Source organism: Methylorubrum subtropicum, assembly GCF_038442325.1.
Classification (GTDB): Bacteria; Pseudomonadota; Alphaproteobacteria; order Rhizobiales; family Beijerinckiaceae; genus Methylobacterium; species Methylobacterium subtropicum.
The window spans coordinates 38,393-52,591 of sequence record NZ_JBBXMW010000011.1 but is presented as its reverse complement, the minus strand read 5'-3'; the positions used below and the strand labels follow the sequence as shown (position 1 = coordinate 52,591).

General features: G+C 71.0%; 16 protein-coding genes. 5 read left to right on the top strand and 11 right to left on the bottom strand.

Annotation, left to right across the window (positions count from 1 at the left end; all coding sequences use genetic code 11):
* The first annotated feature begins 115 nt into the window (after positions 1-115).
* The 3 genes from argB (at position 116) to AAHG03_RS16120 (ending at position 2,291) form a co-directional block, all read left to right on the top strand.
* Positions 116-1,012, top strand: a complete 897-nt coding sequence (gene argB, locus AAHG03_RS16130) for an acetylglutamate kinase (protein WP_342151708.1) — start codon at positions 116-118, stop codon at positions 1,010-1,012.
* Between the two features lie 101 nt (positions 1,013-1,113).
* The gene (locus AAHG03_RS16125) at positions 1,114-1,854 is read left to right on the top strand and encodes a pyrimidine 5'-nucleotidase (RefSeq protein WP_342151707.1); all 741 of its coding nucleotides are present in this window, start codon (positions 1,114-1,116) and stop codon (positions 1,852-1,854) included.
* Positions 1,851-2,291, top strand: a complete 441-nt coding sequence (locus tag AAHG03_RS16120; RefSeq protein ID WP_342151706.1) for a metallopeptidase family protein — start codon at positions 1,851-1,853, stop codon at positions 2,289-2,291. The genes AAHG03_RS16125 and AAHG03_RS16120 overlap by 4 nt, the downstream gene beginning before the upstream one ends.
* Before the next feature lie 156 nt (positions 2,292-2,447).
* On the opposite strand, the gene AAHG03_RS16115 is transcribed toward AAHG03_RS16120, so the two are convergent.
* The 4 genes from AAHG03_RS16115 to AAHG03_RS16100 form a co-directional block, all read right to left on the bottom strand.
* The gene (locus tag AAHG03_RS16115; RefSeq protein WP_342151705.1) at positions 2,448-3,680 is read right to left on the bottom strand and encodes a peptide ABC transporter permease; all 1,233 of its coding nucleotides are present in this window, start codon (positions 3,678-3,680) and stop codon (positions 2,448-2,450) included.
* 142 nt (positions 3,681-3,822) lie between these two features.
* Complete coding sequence (locus AAHG03_RS16110; protein ID WP_342151704.1) at positions 3,823-4,089, bottom strand: hypothetical protein; 267 nt, start codon at positions 4,087-4,089, stop codon at positions 3,823-3,825.
* Between the two features lie 2 nt (positions 4,090-4,091).
* Positions 4,092-5,093, bottom strand: a complete 1,002-nt coding sequence (locus tag AAHG03_RS16105) for a WD40 repeat domain-containing protein (protein WP_342151703.1) — start codon at positions 5,091-5,093, stop codon at positions 4,092-4,094.
* A gap of 25 nt (positions 5,094-5,118) precedes the next feature.
* Entirely contained in the window at positions 5,119-5,790 is a 672-nt protein-coding gene (locus tag AAHG03_RS16100; RefSeq protein WP_342151702.1) for a YoaK family protein, read from the bottom strand.
* Positions 5,791-5,955: 165 nt separating this feature from the next.
* On the opposite strand from AAHG03_RS16100, the gene AAHG03_RS16095 reads away from it, so the two are divergent.
* The gene (locus AAHG03_RS16095; RefSeq protein ID WP_342151701.1) at positions 5,956-6,375 is read left to right on the top strand and encodes a response regulator; all 420 of its coding nucleotides are present in this window, start codon (positions 5,956-5,958) and stop codon (positions 6,373-6,375) included.
* 35 nt (positions 6,376-6,410) lie between these two features.
* Entirely contained in the window at positions 6,411-6,767 is a 357-nt protein-coding gene (locus tag AAHG03_RS16090; RefSeq protein WP_342151700.1) for a photosystem reaction center subunit H, read from the top strand.
* A gap of 7 nt (positions 6,768-6,774) precedes the next feature.
* On the opposite strand, the gene bioD is transcribed toward AAHG03_RS16090, so the two are convergent.
* The 7 genes from bioD to AAHG03_RS16055 all read right to left on the bottom strand — a co-directional run bounded on the left by bioD (position 6,775) and on the right by AAHG03_RS16055 (position 13,966).
* The gene (bioD, locus tag AAHG03_RS16085; RefSeq protein WP_342151699.1) at positions 6,775-7,446 is read right to left on the bottom strand and encodes a dethiobiotin synthase; all 672 of its coding nucleotides are present in this window, start codon (positions 7,444-7,446) and stop codon (positions 6,775-6,777) included.
* Positions 7,447-7,654: 208 nt separating this feature from the next.
* Positions 7,655-8,428 carry a ferredoxin--NADP reductase gene (locus AAHG03_RS16080; protein WP_342151698.1) on the bottom strand — a complete coding sequence of 258 codons (774 nt, stop codon included), beginning with the start codon at positions 8,426-8,428 and terminating at the stop codon, positions 7,655-7,657.
* A gap of 178 nt (positions 8,429-8,606) precedes the next feature.
* Positions 8,607-9,044 (bottom strand): DUF4431 domain-containing protein, encoded by a 438-nt coding sequence (locus AAHG03_RS16075; RefSeq protein WP_342151697.1) that lies wholly within the window; start codon positions 9,042-9,044, stop codon positions 8,607-8,609.
* Positions 9,041-9,973 carry a ring-cleaving dioxygenase gene (locus tag AAHG03_RS16070; protein WP_342151696.1) on the bottom strand — a complete coding sequence of 311 codons (933 nt, stop codon included), beginning with the start codon at positions 9,971-9,973 and terminating at the stop codon, positions 9,041-9,043. The genes AAHG03_RS16075 and AAHG03_RS16070 overlap by 4 nt, the downstream gene beginning before the upstream one ends.
* A gap of 267 nt (positions 9,974-10,240) precedes the next feature.
* Positions 10,241-11,524 (bottom strand): M16 family metallopeptidase, encoded by a 1,284-nt coding sequence (locus AAHG03_RS16065; RefSeq protein ID WP_342151695.1) that lies wholly within the window; start codon positions 11,522-11,524, stop codon positions 10,241-10,243.
* Between the two features lie 177 nt (positions 11,525-11,701).
* On the bottom strand, positions 11,702-13,084 hold the full coding sequence (locus tag AAHG03_RS16060; protein WP_342151694.1) for a M16 family metallopeptidase: 1,383 nt from the start codon (positions 13,082-13,084) through the stop codon (positions 11,702-11,704).
* 183 nt (positions 13,085-13,267) lie between these two features.
* Positions 13,268-13,966, bottom strand: a complete 699-nt coding sequence (locus AAHG03_RS16055; protein ID WP_342151693.1) for a hypothetical protein — start codon at positions 13,964-13,966, stop codon at positions 13,268-13,270.
* Positions 13,967-14,199 lie beyond the last annotated feature (233 nt).

Sequence of the window (14,199 nt, the reverse complement as noted above, 5' to 3'; positions counted from 1 at the left end):
AACCGGCTCAACCCGGTGGCTTCGCGTCGCGGGCGGGCTGGGCTAGAAGCCGGGCGCGAATCCGATGGGGCGTGCTCCCGACGGGACACCAGAACAAGGGCGAACGAGCGAGCCGATGACCGATCCGCTGCCGAACGTGCACGTGCGCGCCGAGATCCTGACCCAGGCGCTGCCCCACATGCAGCGCTACGATCAGGAGATCGTCGTCATTAAGTACGGCGGCCACGCCATGGGCGACCCGGCGGCGGCCGAGGATTTCGCCGAGGACATCGTGCTCCTCGAGCAATCCGGCCTGAAGCCGGTCGTCGTGCACGGCGGCGGGCCGCAGATCGGCCGGATGCTGGCGCGGCTCGGCATCGAGTCCGAGTTCAAGGGCGGCTTGCGCGTCACCGACGAGGCCACCGTCGAGGTGGTCGAGATGGTCTTGGCCGGCTCGATCAACAAGCAGATCGTCGGCTGGATCGCCGCCGAGGGTGGGCGCGCCATCGGCCTGTGCGGCAAGGACGGCAACATGGTCCGGGCCAAGCGGGCCCTGCGCACCATCCGCGACCCCGAGAGCAACACCGAGCAGGAGGTCGATCTCGGCCTCGTCGGCGAGCCCGAGCATGTCGAGCGCGGCGTGCTCGACGCTGTGCTGAAGGCCGAGCTGATCCCGGTGCTCGCCCCCGTGGCCTACGGCGCCGACGGCAAGACCTACAACGTCAACGCCGACACCTTCGCCGGCGCCATCGCAGGCGCCTTGCGGGCCAAGCGCCTGCTGCTGCTCACCGACGTGCCGGGCGTGCTCGACAAGGACAAGAACCTGATCCCCGAACTCTCGATCGAGGATTGCCGCCGGCTGATCGCCGACGGCACCATCACGGCGGGCATGATCCCGAAGGTCGAGACCTGCATCTACGCCATCGAGCAGGGCGTGGAGGCGGTGGTCATCCTCAACGGCAAGGTGGCGCATGCCACGCTGCTGGAGCTGTTCACCGATTTCGGTGCCGGCACCCTGATCCGGCGGACCTGAGTTTCGCCACGCGACAAGCGCGGCGGTGTTCGGCCGCGCTCGGTCTCCTACATCATGGACGGGGGCGCCCTTCGCCCCCGTTCTCCAGCAGGCTCCGCCTCGTGCTTCTGTCTCAAGAGATCCACCTCACCGCCCCCGACGCGCCGGGATTCGCCCATGTCGATACCTGGGTGTTCGACCTCGACAACACGCTCTATCCGAGCGACGCGCGGGTCTGGCCGCAGGTCGATGAGCGCATCACCCTGTTCGTGATGGGGCTGTACGGGCTCGACGGGCTCTCGGCCCGCGCGCTGCAGAAGTATTTCTATCACCGCTACGGCACGACCCTGAAGGCGCTGATGGTCGAGGATCGGATCGATCCGCACGCCTTCCTCGACTTCGCCCACGACATCGACCACTCGACCATCCTGCTCGACGAGGCTCTGGGCGACGCGATCGAACGGTTGCCGGGGCGCAAGCTGATCCTCACCAACGGCTCGCGCCGCCACGCCGAGCGGGTGGCGGAAAAGCTCGGCATCTTTCACCATTTCGAGGACGTGTTCGACATCGCGGCGGCCGACTTCATCCCGAAGCCCGAAAAGATCACCTACGAGCGCTTCCTCGACCGCCACGGGGTCGATCCCCGCCGGGCGGTGCTGTTCGAGGACATCGCCCGCAACCTCGTGGTGCCGCACGATCTCGGCATGGGCACCGTGCTCGTCGTGCCGCCGACGCCGGACCCGTTCCGCGAGCGGTTCGAGCAGGAGGCGGTGAAGGAGCCGCATATCGACCACATCACCAACGATCTCGCGGGTTTCCTCCGGTCCTGCGTGCTGCCGGTGGCCGAGGCGGCGGCGCCGTGAGCGCGCCGACCGATTGGGCGGACTTGCGCGCCCCGAGCCTCGCCGAGATCGAGGCCCTGGCCGACGCCGCCTTCGCCGCGCTGCCGGAGGAGTTCCGCCGCCTCTGCGACGGCATCCGCATCCATGTCGACGACTTCCCCGACGAGGAGACGCTGACCGAGATGGCGTGCGAGTCCGAGTTCGACCTGCTCGGGCTGTTCCGCGGCGTTGGCCTCGCGCAATCCGGCGAGGTCGCCACCGGGCAGATGCCCAACGCCGTCTGGCTCTATCGCCGGCCGCTGCTCGACTACTGGGCCGAGCACGACGAGAGCCTGGGCCACCTCGTCACCCACGTCCTCGTCCACGAGATCGGCCACCATTTCGGCCTGTCCGACGACGACATGGCCGGCATCGAGGCCGCCGCGGACGCGATCACGGACGATCCGCAGGCCGTCTGACCGGCCCCTCCCCTCCACCGCCCTCATCCTGAGGTGCCGCGACGCGGCCTCGAAGGAGGGCTCCAGTTCGCTCGGCGATCCCTGGAGCCCTCCTTCGAGGCTTCGCTTACGCTCCGCACCTCAGGATGAGGGGATGGGGTGGGATGAAACCCTGAATCAATTCCGCGCGGGCAGGCGCGGGATCAGCCCGACCTTCGGCCGGCTGTGGCGGAACTGGCCGCGCTCGACGGCGACGAAGGTGAGGATCGTCAGCGCCAGGGTCGTCAGCCACCACACCACGGTGAGGCCGACGCCGACGCAGCCGACCGCGAAGGCGGCGGCGAAGGCGGCCATGGCGCAGGGCACCAGCGCGGTGGCGTCGCGGCCGGCCCGCTGGACCGCCCGGTGCAGCGCGAAGGCGGCGGCGAAGGCGCCGACGATGCCGAGTTCGTACCAGAACTCGAACAGCATCGTGGTCGGCGCGTTGGCCGGCACGATGCCGAAGATGCGCCCGCGGGCCGCCGTCTCCAGGCCGTGGCCGGTGATGAGCCGCAGCGGCTCCGACGTCACGAGCTTCTGCCACGCCTTGAGCGCCAGCACGCCGGGCGCCACGGGTCCGAACAGCGCAGCCCCCACCGGGCGGGCCAGGAACGGCAGCAGCGGCGCGATCGCGAGCAGGCCCGCGGCGCCGAGCGCCGTGACCTTCACCCCGAGCGACAGGCGCCAGTTCGTCAGCGCGAAGGCGAGCGCGCCGATGGCGAGCGCGAAGAGCGGCGTCTTGCCCGGCGCCGTCAGCAAGGCGCCCGCGGCCAGCACCGCCACCACCAGGGATTCGGTGTCGCGCCGCCGCGAGCGCAGCCACGCGACCGCCGGCCAGACGAGGAGCGCCAGCACCACGCCGCCGCGCTCCAGCGCGCTGTCGCCATCCGGGTTGCCCTGGAGCATCGCGGCGCCGCCGAGCCCGATCAGGATCGCGACGACCGAGGCCGCGCCGACGCCCAGCGGCAGCAGGTAGAGGTTGGCCGAGCGCATCCGGTCCGGCAGCGAGAGGTAGGCCAGCAGCGTCATCACCACGGTGGCGATGAGGTTGCCGAAGCGCTCGCTCGCCTGACCGGGGAACGGCGTCCAGACGAGGCTGAGGCCGCACCAGAACACCACCAGCAGCCCGGCCAGGAACGAGGGCGCGGTCAGCAGCCGCCGCAGGGACGGCTGGACCGCGCGCTGGCGCCGGTCGATGGCGCTGGCGGTGATGAGCAGCACGACGGCGATGGGGGCCAGCACCACGGCGGCGCGGCGCGACACCTGGGCGGCCACCGGCAGGGCCACGAACAGGCCGAAGAAGCCCATGCGGCGCAGCAGCGCCGCCGCGTCGAGGGCGGGGTCCACGGTCGTGTTGGCTGAGCGCGGCATGTGACGGGTCCGGCGACGGCGCGCGATGCACCCGCCCTGCCCCTACCTAGAGCAGCCACGGTTGGGCGGCTGTAGGCCCCGTGCAACACCCTTTGGGTTGGCCTCGCTCGCCGCCCCCCGCCCTCGACGGGGAGCGCGCCCCTCACCCGCCTGCGGAAACAACCGCCGCCGCCACCGCCGCCTCGTCCAGCGCGTCCACCGCGCCCGTCACCTTCACGGCCCGCGTCGGTTGCCCCGGCGCCAGGATCAGGATCACGGTCTCGAAGCCGGGGCAGGCCGGGTCGGCGCAGACGATCTCGCTCACCGTCATCGCCGTGTCCGGGGGAAAGCCGCCCGCCGCCCGCGCCCAGGCCTCGACCCGGCGGCGAGCCGACGCATCGGGGGGCGCGCGGCGTCCGAACAGGGCCATGCTCAGCCCGGCAGCGTCAGGCGCCCGGCCTGCCCGCCGGCGGTGCCGAAGGCGAGGCGGCGCCCGGCCGCGTCCCAGGCGAGCGCCGAGATCGCCCCGCCTTTCGCGGCCGGGCGCACCAGCAGCTCGGCGGCGTCGGTGAAGCGCACGAGCAGCACGCAGCCGTCCTCGTAGCCGATGGCGAGCACGGGGGATTTCGGATGGAACGCCACCTGCGAGACCCGGGCCGGGCGCACGCCGCATTCCCGGGGGGCCTTGCCGGTCGGCCCCTCCTTCGAGTCGAACGGCCAGACGATGGCCGCCTCCGCCCCGCTGGTGGCGAGCCACTTGCCGTCGGACGACCACGACAGCGAGCGCACCTTGGCGGGATAGCCCGACATCCGCATGTGGCCCTTGTCGGGCTGGAGGCGCCAGCCGTGCAGCGCGTTCTCCTGCATGGTCGAGACGACGAAGCGCCCGTCGAGCGACCACGTCACGTCGAGATGCGAGCCCTTCCACTCGATGAATTCCGGCGGGGTCTCGAGGTTGGGGTACCAGAGGCTGACGCCGTTGTAGTGGGCGACCGCCAGTCGGTAGCCCTTCGGGGCGAAGGCGAGGCCCCGCGCGGTCGAGGGGGCGGCAAAAATCTTCTCGCGGCCCTTGGCGTCGCGGGCGACGACGTTGCGCCCGCTCGCATAGGCGACCGCCCCGTCGGAATGGAGCGCCAGCGCATCGATCCAACCCTTGACGCTGGCGACTTCCATCGATGCGCCTTTTGCATCGGTCGTGACGACGCGCCCGTCGTCACCGCCGCTGACGAGGCGCTTGCCGTCGCCGAGCGCGGACAGGATCGCGCCCTCCGGATGCGCCGCCACCGCCTCGGGATCGGCTTCGCGCACGAGCAGCACCCGCCCGTCGCCCAGCGCGAGGGTGAGGGCGTCGCCGAGCCAGTGGGCGGCGGTGACGTGGGCGTCCGTTTCGAAACCCACGACGTGCTCGGCCAGCGTTGGGGCGGAGACGCTCATTCGGATCGACCTTCCTTCGTGAACTTCATGAACGGGCGGGGCCGGCGGCGGGCCGGTTCGCCAGGGTGAAGAGGCCAGCGCCGAGGCAGAGCGCCCCGGCGATGGCGGCCGGGATCGCGAGCGCCGCGACGCCGAGATAGGCGTGCGCGAGCGTGCCGGAAACCGCCCCGACCAACAGGGCGATCCAGACCGCGGCGTCGCCGAACCAGCCGAAGCGGGGGCCGCGGCCGGCGAGCGCCAGCGCCGCCTTCTGCCCGAACGAGAACAGCGCCCCGGTGATGAAGGTGGTGCCGGCGCGAAACCCCTGCACGTGGGCCAGCACCGCGTTCTGCCCGCCCATGGCGAGCGCCAGGAACAGGGCGGCGATGCCGAGCCGCGCCCCTTCCAGAGCGGTGACGAGGGCGGCCGTGACCGCGATCGCCTCGAAGGCCAGCACGGCCGGCGTCACCCAGCGCGCGGGCGTGAGCGCGGCCAGCGCCCCGCCGGTCACCGCGCCGACCATGAAGGCCGCGATCAGGAGCGCGGGCAGCACCGCGTGGACCGGCTCGCCGTGGCCGAGCGCGACGGCGAGCTGCGTCGTGTTCCCGCTCATCAGCGAGGTGTAGAGGCCGCCGAGCCGAATGAATCCGAGCGCATCGACGAAGCCCGCGAGCGCGGTGAGCACGAGGCCGAAGCCGATCTGCCAGCGGCGCGTCACGAAGCGGCCACGACCGTTTCGGCCGTCCCGTCAAGGTTAACCGTTCGGTTACCAATTGCGCGCAAATCGAAGCAATCACGGTGAACGCGGCCCTCCACGGCCCCGTTGGTCCGGCGATCCGCAAGCTCGGCCGTTGCCCGAGCCCGGGTGAGTTGGAGTTCTGCCATGATCCCCTTCGCCAGCCTCCCCGCCGCCCTTCCCGCCTTCCCGTTCGCGCCGCATGCCGGCACGATCCTGGTCGTCGAGGACGAGGCCTTCGTCTGCGAGCTCGCCGCCGAGGCCCTGCTCGACGAGGGTTTTCGCGTGCTGACCGCCGCGGATGCCGACGAGGCCGAGGCGATCCTGTCGAGCGAACAGGTCGATCTGCTCTTCACCGATATCGATCTCGCCCGCAACACGAACGGGATCGCGCTCGCTCACCGCGCCCGCCGCGCCCTGCCGCGCCTGCCGGTGGTCTACACCTCGGGCGGTCGCGACGGCCTGTCGCCGAACGAGGCCGTGTCCCGCTCGGTGTTCGTGCCCAAGCCCTACCGCACCGCCCAGATCGTGGCCGTGACCCACGACCTGCTGCGCGACCGCGGCTGATTTTTTTCGCGCCCACCCAACCACGAGCCTGTCCGATGCGCCGCACCCTCGCCTGCGCCCTCCTTCTGCTCGCCTTCAGCCCCGCGGCGCAGGCCGCCTGCGCCGTCGAGGATGCCGGGCTGGAGCCGGCCATCGCCGAGAAGAAGGAGTTGCAGGAGGCCAAGAACGCCCAGATCGTGCGCGACCTGCGGACCCTGCGCGACGCCGCCATCGTGCTCGACTCCTACGGCTTCCCGAAGGAGTGCAAGGAGCTGGTCGCCATCCTCAAGGAGTTGACCGCCAAGCCCGAGGCCACGATCAAGCGCAGCGGCGACACCGACGAGGAGAAGGCGGAGGAGATCCAGGAATCCCGCGAACCGAAGGTGGGGCCGAAGGAGCCGCGGGCGCGGTAGGCTCCGCTCAGACGAGGTCTTTCGGGAAGTCGCCGCCGCGGGGGACGATCCCGACCTGCACGCCGCCGTGCCGGGCGATGGCGTCTGCCACCGTCTCCGGCAGGGTCGGGGCGCCTTCGCTCTCGCTGACCGCGACGCCGATCAGGGCCACGCCGTGGGCCCGCAGCGTCTCGACCGCGGTCAGCGCGTGGCTGATCGCGCCGAGATAGCTGCCCGAGACCAGCAGCGCGGGCAGGCCCAGCGCCTTGAGCCAGTCCAGGCCGGTCGCGGCCTCCGTCACCGGGCTCATCAGCCCGCCGACGCCCTCGATCAGCACCGTCTGGTCGCCGTCCGCTTCCACCACTCGCGCCCGGCACCAGCCGACGAGGTCGTCGAGCGCGAGGCTGCGCCCCTCGCGCGCGGCGGCGAGATCGGGGGCGAGCGGGGCGGTGAAACGCCAGGGCGAGCAGGCCGCAACAGCCTCCGGCGTGATCGCGAGACCCTGCGCGGCGAGCAGCCGGCCGGTGTCGCTCTCGGCGAACGCTGGATCGTCGAGCGAGGGTACGCCGCTCGCCAGCGGCTTCAGGGCCCGGACGCGGCCCCCTGAAGCGCGCAGGTGCCGGACGAGGGCGGCGGTGACGTAGGTCTTGCCGATCTCGGTGCCGGCGCCGGCGATGAACAGGGCGGGCGGAAGCGGCATGGCGGCTCGACGGGACACGGACTGACGACGGCCATCCCACCCACCCCCTCATCCTGAGGTGCTGCGCAGCAGCCTCGAAGGAGGGCTCCCGTGTATCGCGCGATCCCTGGAGCCCTCCTTCGAGGCCTCCGCTTCGCTCCGGCACGTCAGGATGGGGGGGTGGGTGGGATGGATGGAGGGGGCGGCGGGCCGCCCCACTCCCAAAAAATCACTTCTCGACGAAGGCCTTCTCGATCACGTAATGGGCCGCCTCGCCGTGGTTGCCTTCCTCGTAGCCGAGGCCCGTCAGCATCTCGCGGGTGTCCTTGATCATCTCCGGCGAGCCGCAGAGCATGAAGCGGTCGTTCTCGATCGACATCGGCGGCAGGCCGATATCCTCGAACAGCTTGCCCGAGGTCATCAGGTCGGTGATCCGGCCGCGGTTGCGGAACGGCTCGCGGGTGACGGTCGGGTAGTAGATGAGCTGGTTCGAGATCATCTCGCCCAGGAATTCGTGCTTGGGCAGCGTCTCGGTGATGGTCTCGCCGTAGGCCAGCTCCTGCACCTGACGGCAGCCGTGGACCAGCACGACCTTCTCGAAGCGGTCGTAGGTCTCCGGGTCCTTGATGATCGACAGGAACGGCGCGAGCCCGGTGCCGGTGCCGAGCAGATACAGGTGCTTGCCCGGCAGCAGGTTGTCGAGCACCAGGGTGCCGGTCGGCTTCTTGCCGACCATGATCGGGTCGCCGACCTTGAGATGCTGGAGCTTGCTGGTCAGCGGGCCGTTCGGCACCTTGATCGAGAAGAACTCCAGCTCCTCCTCGTAATTGGCCGACACCACCGAGTAGGCGCGCAGGAGCGGGCGCCCCTCGACCTCGATGCCGATCATCGTGAACTCGCCGTTGCGGAAGCGGAACGCCGGATCGCGCGTCGTGCGGAAGGAAAACAGGGTGTCGGTCCAGTGGTGGACGGAGAGGACGCGCTCCTCGTTGTACTTGCTCATCGGCCGCGGGCTTCCCGAATCTTCAGCGTTCAACGCGGGGTCATCTCGCAACCGCAGCATCCGCGTCAAGACGCAAGGGTGCCACAGAGGCGGGATTATGCGATTGTCTGGAACTGTTCTTGATACCGATGCATGTCTGCCCCCGGCCGGATGCATCGGCGGCGAGCCGATTCCGGCGTCAGGGCCCCGGCTCGACCCGCACGTCGGCGAGGACGATCGGCGTATGGTGGTGGCCGGTATGGGCCGCGAACGCCTTGCCGGTGACGCGCAGCGTCCGACCCGGCTTCGTCCCACCGAGATCGCGCTTGGTCGCCGCGAGCTGGACCTCCGCGATGCGGGCGATGGCCGGGCTCATCCCGTCGCGATCCGCCTTGTCCTGCGCTATGCAGACGGGCTCGGCGAGGACGAGGACCCAGACCTTCTCCGGGCGGTCGCCGCGGGCGACGCTCTCGTAATCGGGTGGTCCCGGATAGGTTCGCTGGACCAAACGGCCGGTGAGGCCGATCCGGTTCGTGTACGACAGGCAGGCCTCCGCCGCGCTCACGGCGGCGGTCGATCCCGCGAGGAGGAGCGCCGCCGCCGTTACGCTCCGCAGGGCTTCGCCTGCCCGGCTCACAGCGGCTTCAACCCCGCCTCGATCTCGGCCCGGCGCGGCTCCAGGAACGGCGGCAGGGCGAGGCGTTCGCCCAAGCGTTCCATCGGCTCGTCGGTGGCGAAGCCGGGGCCGTCGGTGGCGATCTCGAACAGGATGCCGTTGGGCTCGCGGAAATACAGGCTGCGGAAGTAGTAGCGGTCCACCGGGCCGCTGGAGGGCACGCGGCGCTGCTTCAGGCGGTCGGCCCAGGCCGCGTAATCGGCGTCCGGCACCCGGAAGGCGACGTGGTGGACGCCGCCCGCGCCCTGCCGCGCAGGCGCAGAGGAGTCCTTCAAGAGATGCACTTCCGCCGCCGGGCCGCCGGGGCCGGTCTCGAACACGCTCACCTCGCCCTCGGGCAGCGCGAAGGAGCGGGCGCGGGTAAAACCCATGACCTCGGTCAGTACGGCTTCCGTCCGCTCGGGGGCCGCCACCGCGAGGCGGATCGGGCCGAGGCCGCGGATCTGGTGAGCGGCCGGCACTGGGCTGCCCTCCCAGGGATGGGCTTCGCCCGCGCCGCCGTCTTCGATCAGGCTGAGGCGCTGGCCCTCGCCGTCCTCGAAATCGAGGGTGAGGCGCCCATCCCGTTCGGTGGCCGGATGGTGGCTCACGCCCTGGCGGCCGAGATGCTCGCGCCACCAGTCGAACATCCCCTCCCCCGACACGCGGAAGGCCGTGCGCGCGATGCTGTTCGTGCCACGGCGCTCCGGCGGGGCCGGCCAGTCGAAGAAGGTGAGGTCCGAGCCCGGCGAGGCGCGCCCGTCGGCGTAGAACAGGTGGTAGGCCGAGACGTCGTCCTGATTGACCGTCTTCTTGACGAGCCGCAGGCCCAGCACGCGGGTGTAGAAGGCGAGGTTGTCGGCCGCGCGCGCCGTGACGGCGGTGACGTGGTGGAGTCCGGTGAGCTGCATCGCGGTCCTCGCGGGGATTGGCCGGGAGGCTTGCAGATAGGTGTTTTGGGCGGGAGCCCAAAGGTCGGCGCCTCAGATGCTTTCACGGCTCCGCCGAGACCCGCACCGTCATTGCGAGGCGGAACTGGCGCAATCCAGCGCTCCGCACCCTCCGGAAAGGTCGCGCTCTGGATCGCTTCGGCTCCGCCTCGCGATGACGGCGCGCATGAAAAAGGCCGGCACCGCGTCTTTCCGCGGGCCGGCCTCGAACGCTCGATCAGCGCGTCGTCACATCCCCGTCGGCCGTCCGGCGGCGACCACCAGCATCTTGCCGTTGCCCAGCGTCCGCGCCCCGGCGCGGCGGATGTCGGCTTGGGTGACGTTGGCCACCATGTCGTTGCGCCGGGCGATGTAGTCCATGCCGAGGCCCTCGAAGGCGATCTGCACGAGCTGGCCGGCGATCTTGGTCGAGGTGTCGAAGCCGAGCGCGTAGGAGCCGGTGAGGTAGTCCTTGGCTTTCTGTAGTTCCTCGTCGCAGGGGCCGTCGGTGATGAGGCGGGTGATCTCGTCGCCGATCACGTCGAGGGCTTCCGTGACGCGCTCGTTCTTGGTGGCGGTGTAGCCCCAGGTCATGGCGACCGCGCGGTGCGAGGTCAGCGAGGTGCCCACCGAGTAGGCGAGCCCCCGCTTCTCGCGCACCTCCTGGAACAGGCGCGAGGTGAAGGCGCCGCCGCCCAGGATGTGGTTCAGCACGTAGGCCGGGATGAAGTCGGGATCGCGCCACGCGATGCCCGGCAGGCCGAAGCGGATCACCGATTGCGGCACGTCGAGATCGACGACGATGCGGCTGCCGAGTTCGCGGATGCTGGTCGGAGGCACGGGCTTGAGCGGCCCGGCCTCGGGCAGGCCGCCGAAGGCGCGCTGGATCATGGCGGCGATGCCGTCGGCATCGAAGGCGCCGACGGCGGCGACCTTGAGCCCGCCGCGGCCGATCAGGGCGCGGTGCATCGCCACGAGGTCGTCGCGGGTGATGGCCGAGACGCTCTCGATCGTGCCCGAGGACGGGCGGCCGTAGGGATGGTCGGGGAAGGCGGTGCGGAAGTAGCGGCGCGAGGCCAGCACGCCCGGATCGTTCTGCTGGTAGCGCAGGCTCGCGATCATCTGCGCCCGCACCCGCTCGATGGCGGGCGCATCGAAGCGCGGCTCGGCGAGCGCGAGCGCGAGCAGGCGGATCGCCTCGTCGGCATGCGTCAGCAGGGTCTTGAGCGAGCCGCCGATGGAATCGGGGCCGGTGTGGAAGCTCAGCTCGATCGCGCGCGCGGCCAGCGCCTCCTGGAACGCGTTGGAATCGAGGTCGCCCGCGCCCTCGTCGAGCAGGCGGCTCAGCATCTGCGCGGTGCCGGCCTTGCCCTCGGGGTCCTGCGCCGCGCCGCCCTCGAAGGTGAAGGACAGGGCGATCATCGGCACCACGGGCGAGGCGACGTGCCAGGCCTCGATGCCGGGGGCGGCCGCGACCGGCAGCGCCTGGGTCGGCGAGGTCGCGGTGCGGGTGCCAGTCTCGGCAAGGTTCATCGGATGGTTCCTAATACTTCAACGAATCGGCGCCGGCCCCCTTGGGTCGCGCCGTCAGAGGGCTAGACCATCGTCATGGATATCGGATCCAGGACGATGGTCTCGGTTGTTGTGCCGCATCGGCTTTTTTCCGAAAGCCGGAAACCACCTTTCGGGCCGATGCTCTATGGTCCGGCGTCAGGCGACCGAAACGTCGGGGTCGCGGGCCTTGGTGAGGTAGCCGGTCACCGAGCGGGCAAGCACGAGGTAGCGGGCGGCCACCGCGGCGAGCCGGTCGCGGGTCACGGCCTCGATGTCGGTCGGCCAGCGGCGCACCTCGTCCACGCTCTCGCCGATGGCGAGCGCCGAGCCGTAGATGCGGGCGAGCGAGGATTGCGAGTCGGAGGAATAGACCGTCTCGGCCACGAGCCGGATCTTGGCCCGCTCGATCGCCTCGGGCTCCAGCGCCTCGGCGGCGCGGCGCAGCACGCGGTCGACATGCTCCTCCAGCGCCTCCAGGCTCACGCCCTCGGCGGGCACGGCGTAGACGGCAAACCGCGTGTCGTCCATCGCCGAGCCCATGTACCAAGCGCCCGCGTTCACCGCGACGCCGAGTTCGAGCACGAGCTGGCGGTAGAGGAACGAGGTCGCGCCGCCACCGATCACTTCCGCCAGCAGTTCGAGCGCGTGGCCCTCGCCGTCGCGGGCGGTCATGCAGGAGGGGGTGAGGTAGAGCCGCTGCAGCGTCGGCTGCTCGACCTTCGGGTCGGCCACCGCGATGCGCCGCATCGCCCGCGGCTCCGGCTCGCGCGGGCGCAGGCGCTTGGGCCGCGCGCCCTGCGGCGTCACCCGGCCGTAGCTGTCCTCGGCCAAGCGCCGCACCTCGTCGGGGGTCACGTCGCCGGCGACCACGAGAATCGCGTTCTCGGGGGTGTAGAACCGCTTGTAGTAATCGATCGCGTGGGTGCGGTTCAGCTCCTCGATCTCGTGCATCCAGCCGATGATCGGGATACCGTAGGGATGGTGCACGAACAGCGAGGCCGCCATCGCCTCGGAGAGCTGGGCCGACGGGTCGGTCTCGACCCGCATGCGGCGCTCCTCCAGCACCACGTCGCGCTCGGGCGCCACCACGGCGTCGTCGAGGACGAGGCCGCTCATCCGGTCGGCCTCGAAGCCCATCATCGTGCCGAGATGGTCGCGGGCGACGCGCTGGAAGTAGGCGGTGTAGTCGTAGCTGGTGAAGGCGTTCTCCTGGCCGCCCAGGCCCGAGACCGCCTTGGAGAAGGCGCCGGCCGGGTGCCGGTCGGTGCCCTTGAACATCAGGTGTTCGAGGAAGTGGGCGATGCCCGACTGGCCGAGCGGATCGTCGGCCGAGCCGTTGCGGTACCAGATCATGTGGGTCGCGACGGGGGCGCGGTGATCGGGCACCACCACCACGTCGAGGCCGTTGTCGAGGGCGAAGGCCGAAACTTCCGGCCCGCCCGCCTCCGATCGCCCGAACGGGGCCGCCTCCACCCGGCCGGCATGCGCGAAGCCGCGCTGCGGTCCCAGAGGGGGGGTGGCCTTCCGGTAGAGGTGCATTGTCTGTCCCTGTGCGGGGGCTCTTCCGCCCGTCCGCGCTTTCCGTCCCGATATGCCCGGCATTCTCCCGAGAATGCGTGCCGGGCGCAAATACCGTACCGCGCGGCGTGTCCGCGCGGCCACTCCCGATGTGGAACCCGGTGAACGACTGCGGGATTCGCATCCCGCAGCGGGACGCGTGCGTCAGTAGCGTCCCGGATTCTTCAGATAGGCACGCGGATCGGCTTCTTCACGGTCGCTGATCGGCCCGCCCACGGGCGTGCCCCCGGGCTTGGCGACCTTGACCGGGGCCTTGCGGTAGCCGGTCGGCGGGTCGGTGAGCATGTCGCGGTCGGGCTCGGCCATCGCCGGCTCGGTCTTCTCGCTCTTGCCCATCAACATCTCGAACGGGTTGAGCCACGTGGAATCGCGGGTGTCGCCCTGGCCGGGGCTGCCCGCCGGGCCGGTGACCGCGCCCGCGCCCGCGCGGCGGCCGGCCTCCATCTCGTAGATCGAGAGCGTCTCGTTGTTGTCGTTCATGCGGCCTTGGGCGCCGCGCACGATCGGCTTCTTGGCCTCGACCGCGGCGCGCTCGCGGGCGATCACCTCCGGGTCCTTCGGCCAGGCGGGGTCCGCTTGGCGGGCGCGGGGCACGGGCAGGCCGGCGGTGAGGTCCTGCTGGCCGCCGAGCTTGGGCGGCATGGCGAGCGGCGCGCGCTCGCGGTAATTGATGGCCGGGCGCTCGGGCTCGATCAGCCCCATGCCGCTGAGCGCGTCGCGCATCAGCTCGCCCTCGGCGCGGGCGGATGGGGCGGCGAGGCCCGCGGACAGGGCCGCTCCGACGATCAACGAACGGAGGACCGGAGAAGTCCGGTTTCCAGACACACCGCGCCGACCGCTCATCTCGCCCTCTCCCGCCTTCGGCCCGGCTCTCCCTGGCGGGAGCCGGTCGGCCGGACACCGTTCCGGGCGTTTCGCCCGATCCCCGCGGCTGGGGTGGGCCGGGTTTCGGGCGATCGTATGGCGGGGCGCCGCTTTGCCGCGCGCGCGGCAGGGATCGAACACAGGATCGAACACAGGATCGAACACGCAAATGCGTTCGGTCCGCCGCAAACGCGTTCGCGGAACCCGACGGT

Excerpts from the sequence above, each read along its gene's own strand:
- argB (WP_342151708.1), top strand. The coding sequence starts at position 116 with ATGACCGATCCGCTGCCGAACGTGCACGTGCGCGCCGAGATCCTGACC.
- AAHG03_RS16115 (WP_342151705.1), bottom strand. The coding sequence starts at position 3,680 with ATGCCGCGCTCAGCCAACACGACCGTGGACCCCGCCCTCGACGCGGCG.
- AAHG03_RS16110 (WP_342151704.1), bottom strand. The coding sequence starts at position 4,089 with ATGGCCCTGTTCGGACGCCGCGCGCCCCCCGATGCGTCGGCTCGCCGC.
- AAHG03_RS16105 (WP_342151703.1), bottom strand. The coding sequence starts at position 5,093 with ATGAGCGTCTCCGCCCCAACGCTGGCCGAGCACGTCGTGGGTTTCGAA.
- AAHG03_RS16095 (WP_342151701.1), top strand. The coding sequence starts at position 5,956 with ATGATCCCCTTCGCCAGCCTCCCCGCCGCCCTTCCCGCCTTCCCGTTC.
- AAHG03_RS16090 (WP_342151700.1), top strand. The coding sequence starts at position 6,411 with ATGCGCCGCACCCTCGCCTGCGCCCTCCTTCTGCTCGCCTTCAGCCCC.
- bioD (WP_342151699.1), bottom strand. The coding sequence starts at position 7,446 with ATGCCGCTTCCGCCCGCCCTGTTCATCGCCGGCGCCGGCACCGAGATC.
- AAHG03_RS16080 (WP_342151698.1), bottom strand. The coding sequence starts at position 8,428 with ATGAGCAAGTACAACGAGGAGCGCGTCCTCTCCGTCCACCACTGGACC.
- AAHG03_RS16070 (WP_342151696.1), bottom strand. The coding sequence starts at position 9,973 with ATGCAGCTCACCGGACTCCACCACGTCACCGCCGTCACGGCGCGCGCG.
- AAHG03_RS16065 (WP_342151695.1), bottom strand. The coding sequence starts at position 11,524 with ATGAACCTTGCCGAGACTGGCACCCGCACCGCGACCTCGCCGACCCAG.
- AAHG03_RS16060 (WP_342151694.1), bottom strand. The coding sequence starts at position 13,084 with ATGCACCTCTACCGGAAGGCCACCCCCCCTCTGGGACCGCAGCGCGGC.
- AAHG03_RS16055 (WP_342151693.1), bottom strand. The coding sequence starts at position 13,966 with ATGAGCGGTCGGCGCGGTGTGTCTGGAAACCGGACTTCTCCGGTCCTC.